The organism is Plantibacter sp., from assembly GCF_059073635.1.
The window spans coordinates 505,010-528,946 of the sequence record NZ_JCACOF010000010.1; the positions used below are offsets into that span (position 1 = coordinate 505,010).

The window sequence follows — 23,937 nt, forward strand, 5'->3', positions numbered from 1 at the left end:
ACGCGGCGAGCGCACCGGCAGCGTCTCCTCCACGTTCGTCAGGACGGTGAACGCGCGGCGCTGTGCGGCCTCGCCGGCGGCGACGAAGTCCGCGCGGCCGACGATCCCGCTCGCGGCGCCCGCGTCGACGTACGGCTGCTCGAAGAGCCCGAGCACGAACTTCTCGCGCAGCAGTCGGCGCACCGAGGCGTCGACACGGTCCTCGGTGACACGTCCCTGCTCGACGAGTTCGACGACGAGCTCGGGTCGGGCCTCGCCACCGAACTGGTCGCAGCCGGCCTGCAGGATGCGCTCGACCCGGGACAGCTCGTCGAGGTGCTCCAGGCCCCAGGCCCGCGCGGGCATGTCCTGCCCCATGATCGACGTGTCGGTGACGAGTCCCCAGTCGGTGCAGACGATGCCTGCGAAGCCGAGCTCCTCGCGGAGGAGCCCGGTGATGATCCCGTGGTTGAAGGCGAACGCGACCTCCTCGTGTTCGGTCCCGACGGGCATGCCGTAGTACGGCATCATCTGCGCGGCTCCGGCGGCGATCGCGGCGCGGAACGGGATGAGGTGGTAGTCGAAGTTGTCGCCGGGGTACACCTGTTCGCGCCCGTAGGCGAAGTGCGGGTCCTCCCCGTCGAGCTGGGGCCCACCACCCGGGAAGTGCTTCGTCATCGTGGAGACCGACTGCGGCCCGAGTTCGGCACCCTGGAACCCTCGGATGTAGCCGGCGACGAGTTCGGCACTGAGCTCGGCGTCCTCACCGAACGTGCCACCGATGCGCGACCAGCGCGGCTCGGTCGCGAGGTCGACCTGCGGGTGGAGCGCCAGCCGGATCCCGACGGCGAGGTACTCCTGCCGCGCGGTGTCGGCGAACGCCTCGACGAGGTCGACCGATCCGATCGCCGCGAGGCCGAGCGTCTCGGGCCACTGCGAGAAGGCGCCCGCGCGGGCCGCCGTCCCCACGTTGTCGGTGAAGTGGTTGCGCGGGTCGGTCGACAGCGTGACCGGGATGCCGAGTCGCGTGCGCGACGCGCGCTCCTGCAGGGCGTTGGTCCACTCGGCGAGCGCCGTCGTGTCGGGCGCGGTGCCGAGGACGTTGAAGTGGGACATGAGCTGCTCGCCGATCATGTGCTCGCCACTCGCGAGTCCCATGTGCGGGTTCGCCTCGTCGATGGGCCCCGGGGCGATCATCGTCTGGAAGAGCATGCCGGCCTTCTCGGCGACGGTCATCCGTCCGAGGAGGTCCTCCACCCGGTCCTCCACCGGCAGGCTCGCGTCGCGGTAGGGCAGCGCCGGTTCATGCTCGCTCATGGGTGGTCCGTTTCTCGTCAGTGAGTGGGGCGGCGTCGGGATCACCCGGGCTCAGGCGAGCCGGAAGCGAAAACCGAACTCCGTTCGGGAACGGAGCGTGACTCCAGTATGCCCGCTGACGAGGATCACGCAAGACTCAGTCGGCGTGATTCCCCATGGCGCGCAGCCCGTCGGCCAGCCAGTCCAGCGACGGGGAGACGCCTGGCGCGACCGGATGGCGATTGAGGTGGCCATGGAGGACGCCTGGCTCGAGCCGACTGCGGACGGGAGCACCGGCGGCCTCCGACGCCGCGATGAGCAGCTCCCCCGACGGCCGGAGGTCGTCGAACTCCGAGAGCAGGACCGACAGCGGCGGGCGGTCCGGGGTCACGGGGACGATTCCCGGCAGGGCGAGCTCGGGCACGTCCTCCAGGCGACCGACGTAGTTCCCGACCATCCAGTCGATCGACTCGGTCGGGAACCGCATGAAGTCCGGGAGGACCGCCATCTCGGCCAGGACGTCCGCGGGCAGGGCTGGCACGACGGCGTGCAGGAACGGGTAGGCCAGCAGCACGGCGTCCGCACGTCGATCGCTGCGGAGTGACGCGGCGAGCGCGAGGGCCGCTCCGGCGCTGGCCCCACCGATGGCCGTCCGCGCACCGGGAACGGCCGACCGCTCGTCGTCGAGCTGCTCCCAGACCGCGAGCACGTCGTCGAGCGGCACCGGGTATCGCGTCGTGCCGTCCGCCAGTCGGTAGTCGACGGAGACGACCTCGGCACCCGCTCGCGCCGCCAGTTCGGCGCTCACGACGTGCGCCTCCGGCCAGTCGAGCGTCCCCGCCGCGAAGCCGCCGCCGTGCACCCAGAGGAGGGCGACACCACTGGGGTCGGCCGGGACGTAGCGTCGGATCGGGACCGTGCCGTGCGGACCGTCGACGACCTCGTCGGTGATCACCACGTCGCTCGGTGGGCTCCACGGCCCGTCGTCACCGTATGCGACGAGTCGTTCCTGGAACGCCTCGTCGAGGGTCCCGCCGGCGGCGGCGCGATCGGCGTTCGAGAACCCGTCGAAGAGGCTCAGGCGGTCGCGGTAGTACGGATCGAGTGACATGCGCCGAGCCTACCCAGCAGACTCGGTCGACTCAGCCGACTCAGACCACGATGCCGCCGACGCGGTGGAGGTAGACGTCGATGGCGTCCCGGCTCTCCTGGATGCAGCCGAGCTTCGCATCCAGTCGCTCGCGATGCTCGAGCAACCGCTCCAGCACCTCCGCCGAGGGCGTCACCTGGTAGATCGTGTCGTCGTCCTCGAAGCAGGGCAGGACCTGGAGGATGAGCGCGGTCGGCATGCCGACGGCGATCAGCTCGCGGATGCGCTGCACCTTCGCGACGAGGTGGTCCCCGTACTCGCGGTACCCGTTCGGGCAGCGGGTCGGGCGCAGCAACCCCTGTTCCTCGTAGTACCGGAGCAGCCGCGGCGTGCTCCCGGTGGCCGCCGCCAGTTCGCCGATGCGCATGCAAGACCCCTTCGACCGAGTTGTGTCCTCTTGGAGCAGCCGTCGGTGCCGGGCGGATATTCCCGGCGCACCCTCGTCGACTTGACCCTGCCACCAGTGGCAGGCCGGGAGACTCACCGACATGACCACCGACAGCGTGCGCACGGCACGATCCACGACCCCTCCTGCCACCCGAACCCGCTCTCCCCTCCCGACCGCGCTGCTCCTCGCCGCCGTCGGATTCGTGACGCTCCTCACCGAGGTGCTCCCGGCCGGGGTCCTCCCCGCGATGGCCGCCGACCTGGGCGTCTCGGAGTCGATCGCGGGCCAGAGCGTCGCCGTCTTCGCACTCGGTTGCATCGTCGCCGCGATCCCGCTCAGCCGTGCGCTCGCGAAGCTCGACCGCCGGACGGTCGTACTGCTCGCCCTGATCGTCTCGGCGCTCGCGAACGCCGGCACGGCCGTCGCGCCCGAGCTGCTCACGCATCTCGCGACCCGGTTCGTCGCGGGGCTCGTGGCCGGCGTCGTCTGGGCGATGCTCCCGGGGTACACGCGCGGGTTCACCACCCCGGAGCGGTTCGGCTCCACACTCGGCGTCGTGCTGTCCGGTGCCACACTCGGCTTCGCGCTCGGCGTCCCGGCCGGCGCGGTCCTCGGTGAGGAGTTCGGTTGGCGCACGGTGTTCGGGATCGTCGCCGCCGCCACCGCGCTCCTCGGCGTCCTCGCGGTCGTCGTCGCTCCCCGCGTGGCAGGCAGCGCCCCCGGGCGTTCGACACGCATGGGTGCGGCGCTCCGCATCCCCGCGGTCGTGACGATCCTCGTCGCCCTCGCCGTCTGCATCATCGGCCAGAACATCGCGTACACCTACCTCGCACCGGTCCTGTCCTCCCGCGGGACGCCCGTGCCGCTCGGGGTGCTCCTCGCCACCTTCGGTGTGGCGTCGGTCGTCGGCACGCTCGGCGCCGGACGGCTGGCGAACCTGCGCCTCGGGACGACCATCCTCACGGCCGCCCTCCTCGGGACCGTCGGCCTCGCCGTCGTGGCCTGGGATCCCCCGGTCGTCGTCCTCCTCATCGCCGCGGCAGGCTGGGGGCTCGCCTTCGGCGCCTACTCCGTGCTCTTCCAGGTGGCGATCGCCCGGGTCGCCGGGAACGCTGCGGACGCGGCCCAGTCGGCGCTCGTCACGGTGTGGAACTGCTCGATCGCCACCGGCGGGGCGGTCGGCGGGATCATCCTCGGCACCTGGGGCCCGGCCCTGCTCCTCCCGGCAGCGGCCGCGCTGACCGTCGTCGCCATCCCCCTCTGCGCCGTGATCGCACGCGCCGTCCGCCGCGGGTGAACGACGGAGGACCCGGCACGCCAGCGCCGGGTCCTCCTAGACTCGATGCGATGCCCGTCCCGTTCCTCCACTCGCCGAACATCCTGTTCGACACGGTCGTGGACCGCACGGAACGGCTGTCCCCCGGCTTCCTCCGCCTCACCCTCGCCGGTGCCTCGCTCGCCGACTTCGCCCCGTACGAGCGGGACCAGCGGATCAAGATCCTGCTGCCGGGAGACGACGGCGCCTACCCGGACGGACTCCACGACGGCCTGCCGGAGCACGCGTGGCGGCGGGCCTGGCGCGCACTCCCACCGGCGGACCGCCCGGTGATGCGCAGCTACACGGCCCATCGCGTCAGGCCGGCGCAGCAGGAGGTCGACCTCGACGTGTTCATCCACGAGCCGGCGGGCCCGGCCAGTCGATGGGCGCTCGGCGCGCGGGTGGGCGACCGGCTGCTCGTCTCGGGGCCGGACGTCCGTCGCGGCGACCCGACACACGGCGTCCAGTGGGCGCCCGGCACCGCGACGACCGTCCTCATCGCCGCCGACGAGACGGCCTTCCCCGCCGTCCACGGGATCCTGCGCTCCCTCGACGAGGACGTCCGCGCCCACGTCCTCCTCGAGCTCGGCGACCCCGCCGACACCGCCCTGCTCGGGCCGCTGCTCGAGCGTCACACGGTCGAGGTCCATGAACGGGCCGGGCAGGCGGGCGGTGACGCGCTCGTCGCCGGCGTCGAACAGTGGCTCCGGACACACGGGTCGTCGGCGGCGACTCTGGGCACCGGCTTCGCCGCCTGGCTGGTGACCGAGAGCACCCGGATCCCCCTCCTGCGCGCTGCGACGACCGACCACGGGATCGACCCGGAGCGCGTCCACGGGCAGGGCTACTGGAACGCTCGCCCCAGAGCCACACCCGAATGAAGGTTATGCTTGCCTTACTCGGTCGCATGCGTCGCGACCCGTTCGAAAGGTGATCCGTGCCCCTCCCCCTCGCCCATCGTCGACGTCTCGTCGCCGTCGCCGCCCTCTCCATCGCCGCCCTCGGCCTCTCCGCCTGCAGCAGCTCGAGCGCCTCGACCCCCTCGGACACCGCGACGAGCGCGACCCACGTCATGGAGCACGCCCACGGCGAGACCAGCATCCCCGACGCACCCAAGCGGGTCGTCGTCCTCGAACCGGTGCAGCTCGACACGACCGTCGCGCTCGGCATCACCCCGGTGGGCGCAGCGGTGCTGAACGAGACCGCCGGCGTCCCCGCCTACCTCGGCGAGGAGGCCGCCGACATCCCCACCGTCGGGACCGTGGCGGAGCCGAACGTGCAGCTGATCGCCGCCGCGAAGCCCGACCTCATCATCGGCACCGAGTCGCGGCACTCCGCCCTGTACGACCAGTTGTCCGAGATCGCGCCGACCGTGTTCATGGCGACGCAGACCGACCCCTGGCGCGACAACGTGCAGTTCGTCGCCGAAGCACTCGGTGACCCGGACGGCGCGGACGAACTCCTCGACGCCTACGACGCACGCTGCGCGGAGATCGCCGAAGGAGCACGACACCGCCGGCAAGACGGCACAGCTGATCCGCCCCCGCGACGGTGTCCTGACGCTCTACGGCCCGACCTCCTTCGCCGGCAGCACCCTCGAGTGCGCCGGGTTCACGACGCCCGAACACGCCTGGGAGGACATCTCCCTCGACCTCTCCCCCGAGCGCGTGCTCGAGGCGAAGGCCGACCAGGTCTTCGTGACGAGCGTCGACCCCGACGACACCTCGACGCTGCCCGCCTCGCTCACCGCGAACACGGACGCCTTCCCCGAGCTGCACCTCGTCGACCAGTCCTTCTGGATCACCGGCGTCGGCCCCCTCGGCGGCATGGCCGTCCTCGACGACCTCGACCGGCTGCTCTCCGACGGGTCGTGACGAAGCCGACCGCGATCCTGACCGCCCGCGACACCTCGGTGAGCGGGCGGGCGCCGCGGCGACACCGCCTGCTCATCCCACTGCTCGCGGGCGTCGCGGCGCTCGCGGTCGCCGTCCTCCTGTCGCTGTTCGTCGGCGCGAACCCGATCGCACCGGATGACGTCCGTGCGGCGCTCCTCGGCACGGGCTCGGACGAGGCGAACTTCGTCGTGTGGGATCAGCGGGTGCCGCGCACGGTCGCGGCGCTGGCCGTCGGTGCGGCCCTGGGCGTCGCTGGCGCGCTCATGCAGGCGTTCACCCGGAATCCGCTCGCCGACCCCGGCATCCTCGGCGTCAACGCCGGGGCAGGCTTCGCGGTCGCCGTCGGCCTGGCGTTCCTCGGTGTCCGAGCGCCGGGCGACATCGCCTGGCTCGCCTGCGGTGGGGCGCTCGTCGTCACCCTCGTCGTGTACGCGATCGGTTCCGGCGGGCGTGAGCAGTCCTCCACCGCCCGCCTCACCGTCACGGGTGTCGCGTTCGGTGCCGTACTCGCCGGGCTGACGACGGGGATCGCCATCACCCACCCCGACGCGTTCGACCGGATGCGCGGCTGGAACGCCGGCAGCCTGCTCGAACGCGACCTCGGTGTCGTCGTGCCGGTCCTCCCCTTCCTCGCCGTGGGGCTCGTCCTGGCCGCGGCGAGCGCGCGGAGCCTGAACGCGATCGCCCTCGGCCCGGACGTCGCCAGAGCACAGGGCGTCAGCGTCACGCGCAGTCGCATCCTGGTGCTCGCCGCGGTGACCCTGCTCGCCGGTGGCGCCACCGCGATCGCCGGGCCGATCGCCTTCGTCGGCCTCGTCGTGCCCCACCTCGTGCGCTGGTCGGTCGGCAGTGATCAGCGCCGCATCCTCGGGGGTTCGGTCCTCGTCGGCTGCGTCCTCGTGCTGTGCTCCGACGTCGTCGGACGGATCGCGGTGCTCCCGGGCGAGATGCCCGTCGGGCTCGTGACCGCGTTCGTCGGGGCGCCCGTCCTCATCGCGCTCGCCCGACGCAGAACGGCCTCGGGACTGTGAGCACGACACGGGAACAGGTGACCGCCGGTCCGATCACCGGGCGCCGACCGGCACGACGGAGCCCTTCTCGTCTGCGCCGCCGCACTCCTGGCGATCGTCGTCGCGGGGATCGCCGGTCTCGCGCTCGGCGACTACCCGCTGACCACCGACGAGGTGATCGGCGTCCTCACCGGACGCGTCGACGGCCTGGCGCGCACCGTCGTGCTGGACTGGCGACTGCCCCGCGTGCTCGCGGCGATCGGCTTCGGCGCAGCGCTCGGTGTCTCGGGAGCGATCTTCCAGACGCTCACCCGGAATCCGCTCGCGAGCCCCGACATCATCGGCCTCGCGAACGGTTCGTTCACCGGGATGCTCGTCGCGCTCCTCCTCCTCGGCGGCAGCTGGCCGGCGTTGATGGCCGGGTCGCTGCTCGGCGGTCTGGCTGCCGCGGTCGCGATCTTCCTCCTGGCCCTCCGCCAGGGCTTGTCGGGCTTCCGGTTCATCGTCGTGGGCATCGGCGTCTCGGCCATGCTCGCCGCGTTCAACAGCTGGCTGTTGCTCCGGGCCGACCTCGACGTCGCGCTCTTCGCGGCGGCCTGGGGCGCGGGGACGCTCAACACCGCGACCGCGACCGTCGTCTGGCCGGCACTCGCGTGCCTCGTGGTGCTCTTCGCGGTCCTGCCGTTCGCCGCCCGTCCGCTCCGCCAGCTCGAACTCGGCGACGACGTGGCTGCCGCGACCGGGGTGCGCCTCACCCGCGAACGCGCCATCCTCATCGGCCTCGCGGTCGCGCTGGTGAGCGCGGTGACCGCGGTCGCCGGCCCGATCGCGTTCATCGCCCTGGCCGCTCCGCAGATCGCACGCCGACTGACCCGCTCGCCGGGCATCCCGCTGGTCGCGACGGGGCTCGTCGGCGGCGTCCTGCTCCTCGCATCCGACCTCGTGGCCCAGCATCTGATCCCGCTGACGGTGCCGGTCGGCGTCGTCACGGTGGTCGTCGGCGGGCTGTACCTCACGCAGTTGCTGCTCCGGGAACGCCGGCGCTGACGGTCGGTACCGGACCACTCAGCGGGCGTCGTCGAGCTCCAGCAGTTCGCCGACCGTGCAGTCGAGCACCCGGCAGATCGCCGTCAGCGTCGAGAACCGGATCGCCTTCGCGCGGTCGTTCTTCAGCACCGACAGGTTCACCACGCTCACCCCGACGAGCTCGCTGAGCCGGGCGAGGGTGAGACCGCGGTCGGCGAGCAACCGGTCGAGGTTGCAGTGCACGCCGGTCGCGATGTCCTCCTCGGGCGCCGGCACCATCAGACGAGTCCCTCGGTGTCGGCGCGCAGGCGCTCACCGGCGCGGAAGGCGATCGCGAGGCCGCCGACCGCCATGGCGACGAAGAACGGGATCCAGGTGAGCGGGTAGGGGGTTCCTTCGACGGCGCCGTCGGTCGCGGCCGCGAGCGCGCCGTTGGACGCCATCGTGCCGAACCAGGTGTCCGCGATCCACCCGCAGAGGATGGCGATGGAGGCGATCGAGAGCAGCCGTGCGTTCCCGGGCGCGAAGGCATCGCCACGCAGCAGGCGGCGGAAGAAGCGGAACGCGCAGACGATGACCACGAGGTTCGCGATCGCCGGCAGGATCGCGGCGAGCAGCACGCACACGAAGGTCACCACCGGGAGGTCGGCCACGACGACCGAACCCTGGTCGATCGTGAAGGCGCCGGCTCCTGCCGCACCCGGCAGGACTGCGTCGACGGCGTCGAAGAACACGGGCACCCGGGTCCCGTCGGTGCCGAAGACGTCGAGCAGCCGGAGGACGAGCGTGACGACGACAGCCCCTGCCGCGACGACGGCGGCACCGAGCACGGACACGAGGTCGTTGCGGTTGGAGCGCTGGGTCTTCGCAGCCTGCCAGGCCGCGTGGTCGAAGCCGGACGGCGTCGGGCGATCGGTGGACTCGGTCATGATCATCACATCCATATCGATTGTCGTTGGTATCGATAAACGATATGCCGAGACCGATCAGAACGCAAGAGGGGGCGGAGAGCACGTCCACCCGACCGGATCACCCGGGCGGCGACTCGTCGAGCGCCTCGAGCTCACGCAGCGCCGCCTCGGCGCGCTCGAGTCGATCAGCCGCCGGCTCCTCCCACCACTTCGGGCCGCGTTCACCGAGCCCGTGCTTGGCGAGGCCGACGCGACGGCGGGCAGCAGCGACAGCGTCGTCGTCACCCGCCCGCTTCGCGACGCCGACGCCCGAGCGCCCGCGGCCGAGATGGGACTGCAGGGACGCGACGAGCTCCGACGGCAGACTCGGATCCGTCCGGCGCCAGCGCCTGCCGTTCACGACGAACCAGTGCTCGTCCTCCACCGGCCCGTCGTCCGATCGCGGCGTCACGGGTGCCTCCTGGAGACGACGCAGGGCCCGGCCCACCGCGAATGCGGACGAGACCGGACCCTGGAGGTCATGACGACGCGATCAGCCGTTCTTGACGGCGTCGAGCACGCCCGCCCAGCCGAAGGCGGAGATGGCGTCGGCGAAGGTCGAGTCGCCGCGTCCCTCGCCGATCTGCTTGCCCGAGGCGTCGCGGACGACGACCGTGTGGTCCTTCTCGGCCTCGGTGCCGTTGCCCTCCTCGATGAAGTCGATGTGGATCTCGCTGTCGCCGAGGGTGCCGGTGACCGTGGTCGTGGCGTCCTTCTCGGTGGTCTTCGTCGTGAGGAACGGACCGCCGCCAAGTGCCGCGAGCGCCTCGTTGATCTGGTTCGTGAGCGATGAGGTGTTCATGTGTCTCTCCCTACGGTGGTGAAGCGTCCAGGGTAGTGAGCGGACCCGGGAACGGCGGGAGCATGGCGCTCGCGCACGAGATGTGCGATGGGGCGACCGGAGACGTCGACTGGAGTCGGCGACCGGACACGACGACCGGAGTCGCCGCAGGAGCAGAAGATCCGCCTCGCGTCAACGGTCGGCACCATCCAGGTGCGGTCGGAGCCGCGAGTCGTAGGCTGCGAGCCACGCAGACCGGCACCCCGACACCGACGGGCCGGTCGACGAGACGAAGGAGACCCCCATGGCCGGAGACACCGACCCCTACACGACCCTCAACAAGCTGCTCGCGGACTTCCGCTTCGCGATGCTCACCACGGTGGACCTCGACGGCAAGCTCGTCGCCCACCCGCTCACCGTCCAGGAGCGCGAGTTCGACGGCGACCTGTGGTTCATCGTCGGCAAGGACGCCTCCGCCGTCCAGCAGCTCGACGTCAACCCGAACGCCGGCGTCACGCTGAGCTCGGACAGCTCATGGGTGTCGCTCGCCGGCACCGCCGAGCTCGTCGAGGACCACGCCAAGCTGGAAGAGCTCTGGAACAGCGTCGTCGAGGCCTGGTTCCCGGACGGCCCCTCCGACCCGCGCGTCGGTCTGCTGAAGTTCTCGGCCGACAGCGCCGAGTACTGGGACAGCCCCGGCGGCAAGATCGCGACCGCCGTCGCGTTCGTGAAGTCGAAGGTCACCGGCGAGACCTACGACGGCGGCGACAACGCGAAGCTCGACCTGTAACGAACGGTCGCCTGGACACCTTCAGGCGCGTTCGTCCGCCAGGACACCGCCGAGGATGCGGGCCGCCTCATCGAAGCGACCCGCGTCCTCGCCGGAGTAGTTGACCCGGAGGTAGGACCCCGCGGGCTCCGCCGGGAACCACTCGGTGCCGTCGGAGACGATGAGCCCACGGCTCTCGCAGGTGCGGACCACGCGCGGCACATCGGTGCCTTCCGGGAGCCGCAGCCACAGGTTCAGTCCACCGAGCGGCAGCCGCTCGAGGTGCGCCGTCGGGGCGTGCTCGCGCAGGCTCGCGACGAGCAGGTCCCGCCGGGCCCGGAGGAGCGGTCGCAGACCACGGAGGTGCGACCGCCACCCGGGCTGGGTGACCACGTCGAGGGCCGCGGCCTGCAGGACCCCACTGATGTACATCGACTCGGCGGCCAGGTCGGCCAGGATCCGGTCGTGGGCGGGCCCCCGCGCGATGACGGCGGCGACCCGCAGCGCCGGCGAGACGCTCTTGGTCAGCGACCGCAGGTAGATGACGTGTCCGTCGTCGTCGAGCGCGGCGAGCGGCCGGGCATCGACGTCGATCGCGAGGTCGTGCGCCCAGTCGTCCTCGATGAGGAACGCGCCGTGCCGCCGGACGGTCTCGAGGATCGCGACCCCCGTCTCCGGCGACCAGCGGCCGCCGGTCGGATTCGCGAAGGTCGGCTGTGCGTAGAACGCCCGCGCACCGGTGTCCTGGAACGCGCGCTCCACGACGTCCGGGTCCGGTCCGTCCGGGCCGGTCGGCACGGGGACCAGCGTCACACCCGCCTGCTCGGCCGCGAGGATCGCACCCCAGTAGCTCGGCGACTCGATGAGCATCGGCTGCCCCGGGCCGACGAGTGCCCGGAAGATCGAGCTGAGTCCGCTCTGGCTGCCGGAGATCACGATGACGTCCCGCGCGGTCGGCGGCGTGACCCCGGGCGGTGCGGCTGCCGCGAGGTCGGCTGCGAACCACGCCTGGAGTTCCGGCGAGCCGGCCGCCGGTGATCGGGTCATCGCCACGTCGGTGCGGGCGGCACGCGCGAGCGCGGCGCGGACCAGCCGTTCAGGCAACAGTTCTCGGGCGGGGTATCCGGAGTGCATCGCGATCGCGGCGGGTGCGACCGACCGTTGCGCCGAGGAGAGCGCGCCAGAGCGCCACGGCAGCGCGCCGAGCGCAGCGGTCTGCCAGCCGTAGTCCACCGACCGCGCCGGACGAGCCGCACGCACGAAGGTGCCGACGCCCGGCCGACTCTCGATGAGCCCTCGGCCGGCGAGCTGGCGCATCGCGTTCTGGACGGTGACGGGGCTCGCTGCGAACTCGGCGGTCAACGCCCGATTGGAGGGCACGCGTGCACCCGGAGGTGCCGCTGCGATCCAAGCGGTCATGGCGGCGACGATCCGCCCGGTGCTATCGTTGTCCATGAGTCCACAGAGTAGCGTTATCGTGACGCCGGCGCGAGTGTTATCCCGCAGCGGGCTCGGCTGGGGCTTCCTCGGCGTCCTGGCGTTCTCCTTCACGGTCCCCGTCACGAAGGTCGCACTCGTCGGACTCTCGCCACTCTTCATCGGTTCCGGGCGCGCGGTCGTCGCAGCCCTGCTCGCCGCGATCACCCTCGCCACTCTGCGAGCGCGACGACCGACCGGCGTGCAGTGGGCTCGCGTCGCGATCGTCGCCGGCGGCGTCGTCGTCGGATTCCCGCTCCTGACCTCCTTCGCGCTGACCACCGCTCCCGCCGGTCACAGCGCCGTGGTGATCGGCCTCCTCCCGGCGGCGACGGCGGTCGCCGCCGTCCTCCGGGGCGGCGAGCGCCCGACGCGTCGCTTCTGGATCTTCGCGGGGTCTGGCGCGGTCGCGGCGATGCTGTTCGCCTCGGTGCAGCACGGCGGCCTCGCGCCGCTGGCCTGGTCGGACCTCCTCCTCCTCGGCGCCGTCGTCGCGGCCGCCGTCGGCTACGCGGAGGGCGGACTGCTCGCCCGGGAGCTGGGCTCCTGGCAGACGATCTCCTGGGCGCTCGTCGTGGCAGCACCGCTCATGGTCGCCCTCACAGCGCTGTCGGTCGTCCAGCAGCCGCCGACCGCAGCCATCGGCAGCTGGCTGGCGTTCGGCTACCTCGGCGTCGTGAGCATGTTCCTCGGCTTCTTCGCCTGGTATCGCGGACTCGCGATCGGCCCGATCGCCCGGGTCAGCCAGATCCAACTCGTCCAGCCGGTGCTGAGCATCGTCTGGGCGGCCCTCATCCTCCGCGAGCGACTCGACTGGGCCACCGTGCTCGGCGGGCTCGCGGTCATCCTGTGCGCCGGCCTCGCCGTCCGCACCCGTCTCGACCGGAAGTGACCCCACCATGCGCCACACCCCCACGTACCTGATGACCGACGTCGACGAGGTCAAGCGCCTCATCCGCAACCACCCGTGGGCGACGTTCGTCTCGCCCGCGAGCACCGGTCTCGTCGCCTCCCACTACCCGGCGATCCTCGAGGAGGACCGGGACGAGCTGTCGATCGTCAGCCACTTCGGCCGACCGGACGAGCACTCGCACGAGCTCGGCGAGCACGAGATCCTCGTCATCATCCAGGGACCGCACGACTACGTCTCGCCGAGCTGGTACCCGGAGGGCCAGCTGATCCCGACGTGGAACCACGTCACCGCGCACCTGTACGGCACGCCGGAGGTCCTCAGCGAGGACGAGAACTACGAGATGCTCTCGCGACTCACCGACCACTTCGAGGACCACCGACCGGACGGCCGCCACCTGTCCCAGGACGAGGCCGGCACCCGGCGCGCAGCGAAGGGGACGGTCGGCCTCCGGATGCGCGTGACCCGCTTCGACGCCCGCGCGAAGCTCAGTCAGAACAAGACGCCCGAGGTGGTCGACGACATCACCGCGCACCTTGCGGAGCGGAATCCGGCACTGGCCGAGGAGATGCGCCGTCAGCAGGATCGGCGGCCGGCGGGGCACTGACCCGACGGGCCCTGACCCGACGGGCATCGACGCGACCGCGGGCGTCGCTCACGAGCACGAGGGCGACGCCCGCCGCACTGAGCAGGAACCCGCCGGCCGTCAGGAGCGTGAACGGCTCCCGGAACAGGAGCGCACCCGCGACGGCGGTCGTCGGCGCGACGAGGAACAGGAGCGCGTTGAGGACCGTGACCCCGATGCGACGCAGCAGCCACCAGTAGAGCCCGTAGGCCGACAGCGTCGGGACGAGCGCGAGGAAGAGCGTCGTGAGCCAGAAGGTCGCGTCGCCCGGCGGTACCGCCTCACCGGTCGCGAGGGCGAGCACGGCGAGGAGCACCATGGTCGCCGTCGCGTGGACGGTGAGCGTGAGGAGGACCGGGGCTCGGTGCGGCGAGCGCCGTTCCAGGATCGTCGCGGTGATGAGGCTGACCATGGCCAGTGCGGGCAGGGCGTAGGCGATCGGCGGTGCGTCCGAGGCGCCGAACTGGGACTGCACGATGAGGAACACCCCGACTGCGCCGATCCCGAGCCCCAACCATTGAGCGCCCGGGACCCGCACGTGCAGCAGCGGTCCGGCGAGCGCCGCGATGACGAGCGGCTGGACGGCGTCGATGAGCGCGGTCGTCCCGGTCGAGATGCCCACGGCGACCGAGGCGTAGACGAACACGACGTAGCCGAACTGCGCGAACAGGCCGATGACGAGCTGCGACCGCACCTGTGCCCGGGTGGCGTTCCGCCACTGCCCGCTGAGCAGTAGCACGATCGCGAGCCCCACGGCGAGCGGGACGAACCGCCAGAGGAGCACGGTGAGCACCGGCACGTCCTCGGTTCCGATCTTCGCGACGATGAACCCGGAGCTCCACGCGAGGACGAACCCGATCGCCGCGAGGGGGACGATGACCGCGCGGATCGCACGAACCACAGGTATACCGATCTGTTTACTCATCCCGGCAGTATACAGACTGGTATAGTTTTCGCATGACGGTCGACACTCCAGAGCTCGCACCCCTCACGCCGGGCGCCCGACGCGTGCTCGACGCCGCCTCCGTGCTCTTCTACGAGAACGGCATCCACGCGGTCGGCGTCGACACCATCGCGGAGGCGGCCGGGGTCACGAAGAAGACGCTCTACGACCGCTTCGGCAGCAAGGAGGCCCTCGTGCTCTCCTACCTGCAGCATCGCGACGCCCGCTGGCGCGTCTGGGTCGACGAGTTCCTCGCCCGGCACCCGGAACCCGGGATCGACCGGATCCTCGCGATCTTCGACGCGGCGATCGGCTGGTCGGACGACAACAGCCCCAAGGGCTGCAGTGCCGTCAACGCCCGCGCGGAGATCCCCGACCACGCGACGAGCGGCCTCGTCCTTCCCGAGGTCACCCGACAGAAGCAGTGGCTCCTCGACCGCTTCGCCGAGCTCATCACCGAAGCCGGCCTGTCGGACCCCGGGGCGCGCGCCCGCGAACTCATGCTGCTGTACGAGGGCGCCATCGTGACGGTCGGGATGCGCACCTTCCGCGAACCGTTCGAGACCGCGCGTGCGATCGCGCGTCGACTCCTGGCCGCCTGACCGGAGCCGGCGCCGGTCTGTCGCCGACAACCCGACATCGCGTAGGGTCTCGGGATGGACTTCACCGACGACGCCATCGCCGCCGACCACGAGAACAGCACCGACCGCATCGCCATCGTCACCGGGGTCGGGCGCCGCCGCTCGATCGGCGCGGGACTCGCCACCGGTCTCGCCGCGGACGGTTGGAACCTCGTCCTCAACGCCTGGCGACCCTACGACGACCGCGTCGGCTACGAGCGGACCCCCGACGACCCCGAGTCGATCGCCGACGAGTGCCGTGCGCTCGGCGTGACCGTCGAGCTCGTGCTCGGCGACCTCGCCGACCCGGCGTTCCCGGCCGAGCTCGTCGGGCGGGCGGCGCAGCTGGGTCCCGTGTCGGGGCTCGTCATGTCGCACTGCGAGTCGGTCGACAGCTCGATCCTCACGACGGACCTCGACAGCTGGGACCGTCACTTCGCCGTGAACGCGCGCGCGACGTGGCTGCTCATCAAGGCCTTCGCCGAACAGCTCCCCGTGCAGGAGGCGCCGCCCCGGGTGGCCGGTCGCATCGTCGCCCTCACGAGCGACCACACCGTGCACAACCTCCCCTACGGGGCCAGCAAGGGCGCGCTCGACCGCATCGTGACCGCTGCGGCGGTGGAGCTGGGCGACCGCGGGGTGCGGGCGAACGTCATCAACCCGGGTCCGATCGACACAGGCTGGATGACCGACGACATCCGCCGCTGGGGCACCGAGGCGACGCCCGCCGGCCGGCTCGGAACGCCGTCCGACACCGCCGACCTCGTCCGCTTCCTGTTCTCGCCGGCCGGGCTCCTGGATCAACGGCCAGGTGCTCTCGAGCAACGGCGGGTTCAACGTCGGCTAGGGGCGTCGCGTCCCGGCCGATCCGCGCACGGATGTCGGCGATGTCGGCCGGCATGATCCGGCAGCAGCCGCCGACGATCGTCGCCCCGGCCTCCAGCCAGGCCTCCACCTCGCCGACCCCGGCGGCTCCGCGCCAACAGCGGGCGTCGGCGTCCCAGCGCTCGCCCGAGTTCGGGTAGACCACCACCGCCTTGTCCGTCACGGACCGCGCAGCGGCGATGGCCGGGAGGACCTCGTCCGGGTGCGAGCAGTTGACACCGACGGCCTGGAACTCGTCGATCCCCTCGACCAGTCGGAAGCCCTCCGCCATCGGCTCGCCCGAGCGGAGACGACCGCCCTCCACCGTGAACGACAACCATGCCGGCACGCCCGAACCCCGCACCAGATCGGCGAGCGCCGTCGCCTCGTCGAGCGTCGGGATGGTCTCCAGGGCGAGGAGGTCGGGGGCCGCGTCGACCAGCACTGCCAGACGCCGCTCGTGCCACTGCCGCAGCTCGGTCCGGCTGAGACCGGAGGCACCCTCGTACTCCGAGCCGTCGCCGAGCGTCGCACCGTACGGACCGACCGACGCGGCGACGAGGAGCGGGCCGTCGGGGTCCGATTCCGACCGCGTGTCGCGCGCCGCACGCGCCACGTCGACGCTCGATCGCAGGAGCCGTTCGGTCTCGGGAGGCGCGATGCCGATGCGCTCGAACGCGTCGAACCCGACCTGGTACGACGAGGTGATCGCGATCTGCGCACCGGCGGCGAAGAACTCCCGATGAGCGTCCAGAATCGCCCGTGGCTCCTCAAGCAGCAGACGAGCGCTCCACAGCGCGTCGGAGAGGTCGTGCCCGCGCGCCTCGAGCAGCGTTCCGAGACCGCCGTCGAGGGTCCAGACACCGCGCCGAACATCCATGCCGTCCATTGTGCCCGCACCACCGCGGGGAGGGGCGCCACTGGACACCTGGTATTGTCTATACCCGTCCAGAGCCGAGAGGACGCGTTCTCCCCGAGAACGACCCGCCACCCGACGTGCAGCTCCCCCGAGCTCCGTGCCAGTGCAGCATGGCGATCCTCCGGCATTTCTCGGGCACTGAGCGACTACGCGAGTGCCGAATGATTCAACACGACTGTCAGGAAACGAGTACTGCTTGTGAACTCCAGCGACAACGCGGCATCATCGTCCCCCGCATCCCCCTCCCCCAAGACCGGCCGGAAGCCGGCCCGCAAGACCAGGCGCCTCCGCGTCGACGACGTCCTCGTCGTGAAGACGGTCGCAAGCATCCGCACCGCCATCTCGGGCACCGTCGTCGGCAACTTCATGGAGTGGTTCGACTTCGGCATCTACGGCTACCTCGCGGTCACGATGACCGTCGTCTTCACCGAGGGACTCCCTCCTGAGGCCGGCATCCTCGTCACCCTGTTCGGCTTCGCCGTGTCGTTCCTCGTGCGTCCGCTCGGCGGGCTCGTGCTCGGACCACTCGGCGACAAGATCGGCCGGAAGAAGATCCTCTTCCTCACGATGTCGATGATGGCCGCGGCCACCGCGCTCATCGGCGTGCTGCCGACCGCCGCCCAGATCGGGCTGTGGGCCATCGCCCCGCTGTACCTCCTCAAGATGATCCAGGGCTTCTCGACCGGTGGTGAGTACGCCGGCGCGTCCACCTACGTCGCCGAGTTCTCACCCGACCGTCGCCGCGGGTTCTGGGCCTCCTGGCTCGACGTCGGGTCCTACGTCGGCTTCGCGGCCGGTGCCGGGACCGTCGCCCTCACCACGCTGATCGCGGAGGGCCTCGCCGGCCCCGACGCCATGACCGAGTTCGGTTGGCGCATCCCGTTCCTCATCGCCCTGCCGCTCGGTGCGGTGGCGGTGTGGTTCCGCCTCAAGATCCCCGAGACCCCGGCCTACGAGGTCGCCGAGACCGCCGGCGGGATCGAGTCCGAGCACGAGGACCCCATGGCCCGCCAGGGTGTCTTCGGGATCTTCCGTCACTTCTGGCGCCAGATCCTCATCGCGATGGCGATCGTCGCCGCGACGAACACCGCCGGCTACGCACTCACGAGCTACATGCCGACCTACCTCGAGAAGGACGTCGGCGTCTCCAACCTGACGGCCGCGGTCGCGACCATCCCGGTCCTGCTGATCATGTCCGCCTGTCTTCCGCTCGTCGGCCGGATGTCCGACAAGCTCGGTCGCAAGCCCGTCTACCTCATGGCCGTCGGTGCGACCCTCGCCCTCATGGTGCCGGCGTTCGCGGTCATGCAGATCGGTGAGATCTGGGCCATCTTCATCGCCCTCTTCATGGTGGCCGCCCCGGTCGCGCTGTGGGCGGGACCGTCCGCGGCCTCGCTGCCGGCGTTCTTCCCGACGGCGTCCCGCTTCGGCGCGATGGCGATCGCCTACAACCTGTCCGTCTCGCTCTTCGGCGGCACGACGCCGCTGTTCAGCGAGTTCCTCATCCAGCTCACCGGCAACACCTTCATGCCCGCGTTCTACATCATGTTCTTCGCGGCTGTGGCGGGCGTCGGCGTGCTCACGATGCGGGAGACGGCTCGTCGTCCGCTCATCGGCTCGGTGCCGACGGTCGAGACGAAGGCCGAGGCGGTGGAACTCGTCAAGGGGCAGGACGACAACCCGCTCATCGACACCCACACGATGCCACTCGACATCCTGCCGCCCGCGTCGACCAGCGGTGCCGCGGCGGACGGCCAGGACGGACGCGTCACGACGCCCGTCGGCTAGCGGGTTCGTCGACGCGTTCGTCGAGGACGACGCGTTCGGTGAGCATGATCGGGGCGGGTGCGCGGTGCGCATCCGCCCCGTCGCGTCCGACCCGCTCGAGGAGCGCGGCCTGCCAGCCGCCGCTCGCGACCGGCTTCGCCGGGGCAGACGGCACGGTCGGCTCCACCTGCGCCTCCGACGTCGTCGACTGCTCGAGCTGCGCGACCGGCCCACGCTCCTCGACGAGCGCCTCCTGGATGATCCGTCGGGGATCGAACTGTCGAGGGTCGAGACGTTTCCACTCGGTCGGGTCGAACTCCGGGTCCGAGTTCCTCGGCGGCTCGCGCCTTGGTCGTGGCGACGAGGTCGCGGACGGTGCGGACGAGCACCCCGAGTCGCTCGGCGTACACCGGCAACTGTTTCGGGCCGATGAGCACGGCCGCGAGGATGCCGATGACGATCAGCTTGTCCATGGTGAGTCCGAACACGATGCGCTCCGATGATCAGGCGGCAGGGGTGTCGGCGCGGGTGTCTGCGCGCGTGTCTGCGTCGGCCGACACCTCGTCCTTCAGGATGCGCGCCGACTGCCCGACGCTGCGGGCGAGGCTCGGGAGCTTCGCCGCGCCGAAGAACAGCAGGATGACGGCGAGGACGATGAGGGCGTGCCAGCCGGTGAGGTTCTGGAGGAATCCCATGACGGGTCCTTTCGGGTCGATACGGGTCGGGACAGGAGTGCGTGGAGGTGGCGCGGTCAGCGCCCGCTCGGCGGCGTTCCTCCGCCGCCGCCAGCCCCGCCACCGCCGGACGGAGCGGCACCGGCGGTCGGCGTCGTCGTGGTGTCCACCCGGACGGTGAGCGCCACCTGGTACCCCGAGGTCGCGTCGCCCGTCACCGTCGCGAGCTGCAGGGCACCGCCGTCGTCACCGAAGACGTTGTCGTCGTCGAGACTCACCTGGGCGAGGTTCCCGCTCGAACCGTCGTAGCCGGACAGCGCGTAGACGGTGTCGCACGCCGCCTGCGGCAGGGCGACCTGCGAGGTCGCGATGGCGTTCGCGGAGTCGGAGATGTCCGCGACCGTGGGGTACACCTCGAAGTGGATGTGCGGCCACCGGCCCGAGTAGCAGGCCGGGAAGATCGAGGTGTACGAGACGGTCCCCGAGCTGTCGGCGACCTGGACGCCGCGGAGGTAGGTCTCGTCCTCGATCCCGTCGGAGTACATCGAGTAGCCGCCCGACGCGTCGCAGTGCCAGACGTACACGGCGACGTCGGCGAACGGGGCGTCACCGTTCGCCATGTCGAGGATGGTGAGCGAGAGGGCCATGGGGACCCCGCTCGCGGTGGTCCCGGACCCGATGCTCGACCGGATGTCGCTGCGGACGATGCCGGACTCCTCGAGCACGTCGGCTCCGTTCGAGCCGTCGCCCGGGTAGGGGCCAGCGGTCTCGTCGGGGATCTCGCCCGATGGGAGGTCGCCGGTCGCCGTCGCGGTGCTCGTGCCGGAACTCGCGGCGCCCGTGCTCGTGCTGCTGCTGCCGGACGCCCCGGTGGAGCAGGCGGCGAGCGCGACGGCCCCGACCCCGGCGCCCACGAGGCTCAGCACCGTGCGTCGGCTGACGAGGGTCCCGAGGTCGAACGCGACGCCCTGGTCGACGACCTCCTCGTCTGCCCGGTCGAGCAGGCGGCCCTCGTAGGCCGGGCCGTCCGGGGTGGTCTCGGGTGTCGGGATCCTGCTCATGGTGCGCCTCGCCTTCGTCTGCGATCGGTGGTCTCGATCGGTCGTGAGACGAGCATCGGCGTGCCGGCTATGGGCTTCCTCTGAGCCGTCCATACGTCGTCGATGGTTCTGCTGGGCGATTGCCGAGTCCGCTGATCAGCGCGGGGTGGCCTTGAGCCCGTTGGGCGGTCCGTCGCGGTCGGAGGTGGTGCGCGGCACGTCGTACCGGACGAGCGCGTCGGCGCGTTCCAGGCTCGGCTGCACGCTCATCAACACCCGCTTGAGCGGATCGATGTCCCAGGCGATGACGAAGTACGCGTCGGCACCGCCCCGATCCCGGCGCCGTTCGATGACCGCCTTCGGGATCACCGGGTCGTTCCGCATCACGAGCCACGTGTCGTGGTCGAGGCGGATCGGACGCGGGCGGGTCATGTGTCGAACATACGTTCGAATGTCGCGTGAGGCAAGTCGACGATCGAGCTGCTTAACTTTGCTTAACCGCTTGACCACCTTCTCGGCATCCCGCTACGGTAACTGCGTAACCGATTAACCACTCACTGCAGAGGACGTCATGAACCAACGAGGGTTCCACCAGCCGAACGGCGCATGGGTCGGAGACGTCATCCCCTGGCAGGAGGACGGTGTCTTCCACCTCCTCTACCTGCACGAGTCGCGTCGCGTGCCCAAGATCGGCATGCCGTGGCATCGCGTGACCACCCGGAACCTCGTCGACTTCGACGACCTCGGCGAGGCACTGGCGTCGGGCGGACCGTCCGCGCCGGACTTCAACGTCTACACGGGCAGCGTCGTCCTGGGCCCCGACGGGGTCCACCACGTCTTCTACACGGGACAGCACCCGGAGCGCCGCGGTGCCGACGGTCTGGCGCTGCAACTCGTCATGCACGCCGTCAGCACCGACGGCATGCGCACCTGGGAGCGCCGGGAGGCCGACACCTTCGGCGCCACCGCAGGATATGAGACCGCCGACTGGCGGGACCCCTTCGTCTTCTGGGACGAGGACGCGGCCGTCTGGCGGATGCTCATCACCGCCCGGCACGCACACGGCCCGGAACGGCGTCGCGGCGTCATCGCCCAGTGCACCTCCACGGACCTCTCGACCTGGGAACCCGTCGAGCCGTTCTGGGACCCGCGCCGCTACATCGCCCACGAGTGCCCCGAGGTCTTCCAGTGGGGCGACTGGTGGTACCTCGTGTACTCCGAGTTCAGTGAGTCGTTCACGACGCGCTACCGGATGTCGCGCACCCTGCACGGACCCTGGCTCGTCCCCGAGCACGACACGCTCGACGGACGCGCCTACTACGCGGCGAAGTCCGCCGCCCGTGACGGACGCCGGTTCTTCTTCGGCTGGATCGCCTCGCGTGAGGGAGCCCACGACGCCGGCGCCTGGCAGTGGGCCGGCACCATGTCGGTCCTCGAAGCGGAGCAGCGTGCCGACGGCACCCTCGCCTTCCATCCGCCCACCGAACTCCGCGACACCTTCGCGCCCGCCGACGAGCCGACGGACACCGTCGTCGCCCCGGGCACGGTCCTGAGCGCCCCCGACGGGTACGCCGACGCCCTGTCGGCCGTGGACGCACCGAGTTCCTTCCGACTGGTCGCCCGGTTCGACATCGCCCCCGGCACGACCGAGTGCGGCGTCCTCCTCCGGGCGAGCGACGACGGCGACGAGGGCTACGTCCTGCGCCTGGAGCCGAAGCGCGACCGCCTCGTGTTCGACCGCTGGCCCCGCTCCAGCACCGGCACGGAGCAGTGGCAGATCTCGGGCGACGTCCCGTTCGTCGTCGAACTCGAACGCCCCTGCCACCTCGCCCCCGGCTTGCACGAGCTCGAGGTGATCGTCGACGGCGACCTCTGCGTCGCGACCGTCGACGACGCGGTCGTCCTCAGCACGCGCCTCTACGACCGACCGAGCGGTCGCGTCGGCGTCTTCGTCGGTGAAGGGACCGTCACCGTCGAGGCGTGCACGCTCCTGGAACGCGACGGCGGCGACTCCGACGACGACCCCACCTCACACCGACTCCTCACCAGCACCACGTCCTGATCCCGACACCACGCTCCGCCCTGCTGCACCACCACCCGCACACCCGCACCCACCTGTGATCGATCAACGGAGATTCCGACCATGCCAACCACCGCACGCCCCCGCACCATGCGCCCCACCCGCAGCACCGCCTTCGTGGCGCTCGTCGCCGCTGCAGCGCTCGCCCTCTCCGGCTGCGCCGGCGGATCGAGTGCCACGGACCCGACCGACGTCGACCCGAAGGGCGACATCGTCCCCCGCGAGATCTCGTGGCTGCTCTCCCGCCCGGCCGACGGCGGGGTGATCACCGCCATGGAGCAGATCGCCGACGAGTACGCGAAGGACCACCCCGGCTTCTCGCTCAACCTCATCACGACGCCCGACCGCCCGTCCTACATCCAGAAGTACGAGACCCTCGCGGCCGCGAACAAGCTCCCCGAGCTCTTCGACACCGACGCGACCCCGTTCGCGCAGAAGCTCGCGAAGCAGGGCCGGATGGTCGACGTCGACCTGCTCCTCGAGGACCTCGGTCTCGCCGACTCCTACCGCGAGGCGGCGCTCAACTACCAGCGGTTCGACGACGGTTCGCTGTACATGGTGCCGTTCGAGTTCCAGCTGGAGTTCTTCTGGTACAACCGCTCGCTCCTCGAGGACGCCGGTGTCACCGTCCCGGCCACGCTCGACGACTTCCCCGCCATGTGCAAGGCGCTCCGCGCCAAGGGCGTCACCCCGATCGCACTCGACGGTCAGGACCAGTGGCCGCTCGAGCGCTACATGGCCTACTACCCGTTCCGGATGGCGGGTCCCGAGTACATCCAGGACCTGAAGGCCGGGAAGGCCTCCTTCTCAGACCCGGCAGGAAAGGCCGCGGCCGAGTGGCTGTACGACCTCGGGCAGGCCGGCTGCTTCCAGGAGGGCTTCTCCTCGACCGGTTACGCGGACGCGCAGGCGCTCTTCACCTCGGGGAAGGCCGCGGTCTACAACATCGGCACCTGGGAGCTCTCGAACCTCGCGACGGATGCGCTCGACCCCGGCGTCCGTGACGCGGTCGGCACCTTCACGCTGCCGACCATCGACGGTGCCGTCACCGCCGACAACGAGTACGTCACCCCCTCCGGCATCGGCATGGCGGTGAACGCGAAGACGTACGACCCGCTCGTGCGCGACTTCCTCGCGTTCGCCCTCGAGCGCTACCCGGAGCTCTACGCGGCGACTGGCGCGCTGTCGCCGACGACCTCCGCGCAGACCACCGTCCCCGCGAACGCGACCGAGCTGTACGCGAGCTCCGTGGCGCAGGCCGACGGCGTCGGACCGGCGATCGCGATGCCCTGGGACACCCAGCTCGACCCGGCCACGAACACCCGACTCCAGCAGGAGCTGACCCTGCTCGTGCAGGGCGACATCACGCCGGACGAGTTCATCACGACGATGGATGCGGCCCTCACGGAGAACGTCGATGACTGAGCTCACCCAGAGCGCGGTGGGCGCGGCACCGG

General features: G+C 71.0%; 25 protein-coding genes and 4 pseudogenes. 14 read left to right on the forward strand and 15 right to left on the reverse strand.

Annotation, left to right across the window (positions count from 1 at the left end; genetic code table 11):
• Window positions 1-225: 225 nt before the first annotated feature.
• From AC5JOC_RS14535 to AC5JOC_RS14545, 3 genes and pseudogenes are all read right to left on the reverse strand, one after another.
• A pseudogene (locus AC5JOC_RS14535) lies at window positions 226-1,296 on the reverse strand (glycoside hydrolase family 3 N-terminal domain-containing protein); the annotation flags it as partial.
• A 136-nt stretch (window positions 1,297-1,432) separates the two neighbouring features.
• Window positions 1,433-2,386, reverse strand: a complete 954-nt coding sequence (locus tag AC5JOC_RS14540) for an alpha/beta hydrolase fold domain-containing protein (protein WP_494246645.1) — start codon at window positions 2,384-2,386, stop codon at window positions 1,433-1,435.
• A 40-nt stretch (window positions 2,387-2,426) separates the two neighbouring features.
• Window positions 2,427-2,792 (reverse strand): MerR family transcriptional regulator, encoded by a 366-nt coding sequence (locus AC5JOC_RS14545; RefSeq protein ID WP_137243475.1) that lies wholly within the window; start codon window positions 2,790-2,792, stop codon window positions 2,427-2,429.
• Between the two features lie 121 nt (window positions 2,793-2,913).
• On the opposite strand from AC5JOC_RS14545, the gene AC5JOC_RS14550 reads away from it, so the two are divergent.
• From AC5JOC_RS14550 to AC5JOC_RS14575, 6 genes and pseudogenes are all read left to right on the forward strand, one after another.
• Window positions 2,914-4,110 (forward strand): MFS transporter, encoded by a 1,197-nt coding sequence (locus AC5JOC_RS14550; RefSeq protein ID WP_494246646.1) that lies wholly within the window; start codon window positions 2,914-2,916, stop codon window positions 4,108-4,110.
• A gap of 50 nt (window positions 4,111-4,160) precedes the next feature.
• Entirely contained in the window at window positions 4,161-5,012 is an 852-nt protein-coding gene (locus tag AC5JOC_RS14555; RefSeq protein WP_494246647.1) for a siderophore-interacting protein, read from the forward strand.
• Window positions 5,013-5,203: 191 nt separating this feature from the next.
• Window positions 5,204-5,575: pseudogene (locus tag AC5JOC_RS14560) on the forward strand (ABC transporter substrate-binding protein); the annotation flags it as partial.
• On the forward strand, window positions 5,568-6,005 hold the full coding sequence (locus AC5JOC_RS14565) for a hypothetical protein (RefSeq protein WP_494246908.1): 438 nt from the start codon (window positions 5,568-5,570) through the stop codon (window positions 6,003-6,005). The pseudogene AC5JOC_RS14560 and the gene AC5JOC_RS14565, both read left to right, overlap by 8 nt.
• Complete coding sequence (locus tag AC5JOC_RS14570) at window positions 6,002-7,057, forward strand: FecCD family ABC transporter permease (RefSeq protein WP_274500610.1); 1,056 nt, start codon at window positions 6,002-6,004, stop codon at window positions 7,055-7,057. Before AC5JOC_RS14565 ends, AC5JOC_RS14570 begins: the two co-directional genes overlap by 4 nt.
• Before the next feature lie 153 nt (window positions 7,058-7,210).
• Window positions 7,211-8,083, forward strand: a complete 873-nt coding sequence (locus AC5JOC_RS14575; protein ID WP_494246648.1) for a FecCD family ABC transporter permease — start codon at window positions 7,211-7,213, stop codon at window positions 8,081-8,083.
• A gap of 18 nt (window positions 8,084-8,101) precedes the next feature.
• Here AC5JOC_RS14575 and AC5JOC_RS14580 read toward each other — a convergent pair whose 3' ends face one another.
• The 4 genes from AC5JOC_RS14580 to AC5JOC_RS14595 all read right to left on the reverse strand — a co-directional run bounded on the left by AC5JOC_RS14580 (window position 8,102) and on the right by AC5JOC_RS14595 (window position 9,814).
• Window positions 8,102-8,341: a helix-turn-helix domain-containing protein gene (locus AC5JOC_RS14580; RefSeq protein ID WP_159879522.1), complete on the reverse strand. Its 240-nt coding sequence runs from the start codon at window positions 8,339-8,341 to the stop codon at window positions 8,102-8,104.
• Entirely contained in the window at window positions 8,341-8,991 is a 651-nt protein-coding gene (locus tag AC5JOC_RS14585; protein ID WP_494246649.1) for a DUF2975 domain-containing protein, read from the reverse strand. Before AC5JOC_RS14585 ends, AC5JOC_RS14580 begins: the two co-directional genes overlap by 1 nt.
• A 100-nt stretch (window positions 8,992-9,091) precedes the next feature.
• On the reverse strand, window positions 9,092-9,424 hold the full coding sequence (locus tag AC5JOC_RS14590; RefSeq protein ID WP_202938192.1) for a biopolymer transporter Tol: 333 nt from the start codon (window positions 9,422-9,424) through the stop codon (window positions 9,092-9,094).
• Window positions 9,425-9,505: 81 nt separating this feature from the next.
• Window positions 9,506-9,814: a hypothetical protein gene (locus AC5JOC_RS14595; RefSeq protein ID WP_079706962.1), complete on the reverse strand. Its 309-nt coding sequence runs from the start codon at window positions 9,812-9,814 to the stop codon at window positions 9,506-9,508.
• Between the two features lie 283 nt (window positions 9,815-10,097).
• Between AC5JOC_RS14595 and AC5JOC_RS14600 the strand changes: the two genes are divergently transcribed.
• Window positions 10,098-10,583 carry a pyridoxamine 5'-phosphate oxidase family protein gene (locus tag AC5JOC_RS14600; protein ID WP_064294726.1) on the forward strand — a complete coding sequence of 162 codons (486 nt, stop codon included), beginning with the start codon at window positions 10,098-10,100 and terminating at the stop codon, window positions 10,581-10,583.
• A gap of 21 nt (window positions 10,584-10,604) precedes the next feature.
• Here the strand turns inward: AC5JOC_RS14600 and AC5JOC_RS14605 are convergent, their stop codons facing one another.
• Window positions 10,605-12,017: an aminotransferase-like domain-containing protein gene (locus AC5JOC_RS14605; RefSeq protein WP_411558697.1), complete on the reverse strand. Its 1,413-nt coding sequence runs from the start codon at window positions 12,015-12,017 to the stop codon at window positions 10,605-10,607.
• Here AC5JOC_RS14605 and AC5JOC_RS14610 point away from each other — a divergent pair.
• Window positions 12,016-12,930: a DMT family transporter gene (locus tag AC5JOC_RS14610; RefSeq protein ID WP_494246650.1), complete on the forward strand. Its 915-nt coding sequence runs from the start codon at window positions 12,016-12,018 to the stop codon at window positions 12,928-12,930. The genes AC5JOC_RS14605 and AC5JOC_RS14610 overlap by 2 nt on opposite strands.
• A gap of 7 nt (window positions 12,931-12,937) precedes the next feature.
• Window positions 12,938-13,555, forward strand: a complete 618-nt coding sequence (locus AC5JOC_RS14615) for an FMN-binding negative transcriptional regulator (RefSeq protein ID WP_079706959.1) — start codon at window positions 12,938-12,940, stop codon at window positions 13,553-13,555.
• Here AC5JOC_RS14615 and AC5JOC_RS14620 read toward each other — a convergent pair.
• The gene (locus AC5JOC_RS14620) at window positions 13,473-14,498 is read right to left on the reverse strand and encodes a DMT family transporter (RefSeq protein WP_494246651.1); all 1,026 of its coding nucleotides are present in this window, start codon (window positions 14,496-14,498) and stop codon (window positions 13,473-13,475) included. The genes AC5JOC_RS14615 and AC5JOC_RS14620 overlap by 83 nt on opposite strands.
• A 32-nt stretch (window positions 14,499-14,530) precedes the next feature.
• Here AC5JOC_RS14620 and AC5JOC_RS14625 point away from each other — a divergent pair, with 32 nt between their 5' ends.
• Both AC5JOC_RS14625 and AC5JOC_RS14630 read left to right on the forward strand, forming a co-directional pair.
• Complete coding sequence (locus AC5JOC_RS14625) at window positions 14,531-15,118, forward strand: TetR/AcrR family transcriptional regulator (RefSeq protein WP_463530234.1); 588 nt, start codon at window positions 14,531-14,533, stop codon at window positions 15,116-15,118.
• A 54-nt stretch (window positions 15,119-15,172) separates the two neighbouring features.
• Complete coding sequence (locus AC5JOC_RS14630) at window positions 15,173-16,039, forward strand: SDR family oxidoreductase (RefSeq protein ID WP_494246652.1); 867 nt, start codon at window positions 15,173-15,175, stop codon at window positions 16,037-16,039.
• A gap of 22 nt (window positions 16,040-16,061) precedes the next feature.
• Here the strand turns inward: AC5JOC_RS14630 and mmuM are convergent.
• A pseudogene (gene mmuM, locus AC5JOC_RS14635) lies at window positions 16,062-16,889 on the reverse strand (homocysteine S-methyltransferase); the annotation flags it as partial.
• A gap of 228 nt (window positions 16,890-17,117) precedes the next feature.
• Between mmuM and AC5JOC_RS14640 the strand changes: the two are divergent.
• Window positions 17,118-18,707, forward strand: coding sequence for an MFS transporter (locus AC5JOC_RS14640; RefSeq protein ID WP_494246653.1), 1,590 nt, complete (start codon window positions 17,118-17,120; stop codon window positions 18,705-18,707).
• On the opposite strand, the gene AC5JOC_RS14645 is transcribed toward AC5JOC_RS14640, so the two are convergent.
• The 5 genes and pseudogenes from AC5JOC_RS14645 to AC5JOC_RS14665 all read right to left on the reverse strand — a co-directional run bounded on the left by AC5JOC_RS14645 (window position 18,688) and on the right by AC5JOC_RS14665 (window position 20,832).
• Window positions 18,688-18,861, reverse strand: coding sequence for a hypothetical protein (locus AC5JOC_RS14645; protein WP_494246909.1), 174 nt, complete (start codon window positions 18,859-18,861; stop codon window positions 18,688-18,690). The two genes, AC5JOC_RS14640 and AC5JOC_RS14645, sit on opposite strands and share 20 nt — an antisense overlap.
• A gap of 232 nt (window positions 18,862-19,093) precedes the next feature.
• Window positions 19,094-19,159: pseudogene (locus tag AC5JOC_RS14650) on the reverse strand (twin-arginine translocase TatA/TatE family subunit); the annotation flags it as partial.
• 30 nt (window positions 19,160-19,189) lie between these two features.
• Window positions 19,190-19,381, reverse strand: a complete 192-nt coding sequence (locus AC5JOC_RS14655; protein ID WP_124769778.1) for a twin-arginine translocase TatA/TatE family subunit — start codon at window positions 19,379-19,381, stop codon at window positions 19,190-19,192.
• Window positions 19,382-19,437: 56 nt separating this feature from the next.
• The gene (locus AC5JOC_RS14660) at window positions 19,438-20,421 is read right to left on the reverse strand and encodes an intradiol ring-cleavage dioxygenase (RefSeq protein WP_494246654.1); all 984 of its coding nucleotides are present in this window, start codon (window positions 20,419-20,421) and stop codon (window positions 19,438-19,440) included.
• 135 nt (window positions 20,422-20,556) lie between these two features.
• The gene (locus AC5JOC_RS14665; RefSeq protein WP_079706952.1) at window positions 20,557-20,832 is read right to left on the reverse strand and encodes a hypothetical protein; all 276 of its coding nucleotides are present in this window, start codon (window positions 20,830-20,832) and stop codon (window positions 20,557-20,559) included.
• Between the two features lie 139 nt (window positions 20,833-20,971).
• On the opposite strand from AC5JOC_RS14665, the gene AC5JOC_RS14670 reads away from it, so the two are divergent.
• Window positions 20,972-22,462, forward strand: a complete 1,491-nt coding sequence (locus AC5JOC_RS14670) for a glycoside hydrolase (protein ID WP_494246655.1) — start codon at window positions 20,972-20,974, stop codon at window positions 22,460-22,462.
• 81 nt (window positions 22,463-22,543) lie between these two features.
• Window positions 22,544-23,905: an ABC transporter substrate-binding protein gene (locus AC5JOC_RS14675; RefSeq protein ID WP_241160920.1), complete on the forward strand. Its 1,362-nt coding sequence runs from the start codon at window positions 22,544-22,546 to the stop codon at window positions 23,903-23,905.
• Window positions 23,906-23,937: the final 32 nt, after the last annotated feature.

Bases quoted from the DNA above. Each gene is read 5' to 3' on its own strand.
- AC5JOC_RS14605 (WP_411558697.1), bottom strand. From the start codon at position 12,017: ATGGACAACGATAGCACCGGGCGGATCGTCGCCGCCATGACCGCTTGG.
- AC5JOC_RS14665 (WP_079706952.1), bottom strand. From the start codon at position 20,832: ATGACCCGCCCGCGTCCGATCCGCCTCGACCACGACACGTGGCTCGTG.
- AC5JOC_RS14600 (WP_064294726.1), top strand. From the start codon at position 10,098: ATGGCCGGAGACACCGACCCCTACACGACCCTCAACAAGCTGCTCGCG.
- AC5JOC_RS14675 (WP_241160920.1), top strand. From the start codon at position 22,544: ATGCCAACCACCGCACGCCCCCGCACCATGCGCCCCACCCGCAGCACC.
- AC5JOC_RS14550 (WP_494246646.1), top strand. From the start codon at position 2,914: ATGACCACCGACAGCGTGCGCACGGCACGATCCACGACCCCTCCTGCC.
- AC5JOC_RS14620 (WP_494246651.1), bottom strand. From the start codon at position 14,498: ATGAGTAAACAGATCGGTATACCTGTGGTTCGTGCGATCCGCGCGGTC.
- AC5JOC_RS14655 (WP_124769778.1), bottom strand. From the start codon at position 19,381: ATGGGATTCCTCCAGAACCTCACCGGCTGGCACGCCCTCATCGTCCTC.
- AC5JOC_RS14555 (WP_494246647.1), top strand. From the start codon at position 4,161: ATGCCCGTCCCGTTCCTCCACTCGCCGAACATCCTGTTCGACACGGTC.
- AC5JOC_RS14545 (WP_137243475.1), bottom strand. From the start codon at position 2,792: ATGCGCATCGGCGAACTGGCGGCGGCCACCGGGAGCACGCCGCGGCTG.
- AC5JOC_RS14670 (WP_494246655.1), top strand. From the start codon at position 20,972: ATGAACCAACGAGGGTTCCACCAGCCGAACGGCGCATGGGTCGGAGAC.
- AC5JOC_RS14660 (WP_494246654.1), bottom strand. From the start codon at position 20,421: ATGAGCAGGATCCCGACACCCGAGACCACCCCGGACGGCCCGGCCTAC.
- AC5JOC_RS14580 (WP_159879522.1), bottom strand. From the start codon at position 8,341: ATGGTGCCGGCGCCCGAGGAGGACATCGCGACCGGCGTGCACTGCAAC.
- AC5JOC_RS14615 (WP_079706959.1), top strand. From the start codon at position 12,938: ATGCGCCACACCCCCACGTACCTGATGACCGACGTCGACGAGGTCAAG.
- AC5JOC_RS14595 (WP_079706962.1), bottom strand. From the start codon at position 9,814: ATGAACACCTCATCGCTCACGAACCAGATCAACGAGGCGCTCGCGGCA.
- AC5JOC_RS14540 (WP_494246645.1), bottom strand. From the start codon at position 2,386: ATGTCACTCGATCCGTACTACCGCGACCGCCTGAGCCTCTTCGACGGG.
- AC5JOC_RS14630 (WP_494246652.1), top strand. From the start codon at position 15,173: ATGGACTTCACCGACGACGCCATCGCCGCCGACCACGAGAACAGCACC.
- AC5JOC_RS14610 (WP_494246650.1), top strand. From the start codon at position 12,016: ATGAGTCCACAGAGTAGCGTTATCGTGACGCCGGCGCGAGTGTTATCC.
- AC5JOC_RS14585 (WP_494246649.1), bottom strand. From the start codon at position 8,991: ATGACCGAGTCCACCGATCGCCCGACGCCGTCCGGCTTCGACCACGCG.
- AC5JOC_RS14625 (WP_463530234.1), top strand. From the start codon at position 14,531: ATGACGGTCGACACTCCAGAGCTCGCACCCCTCACGCCGGGCGCCCGA.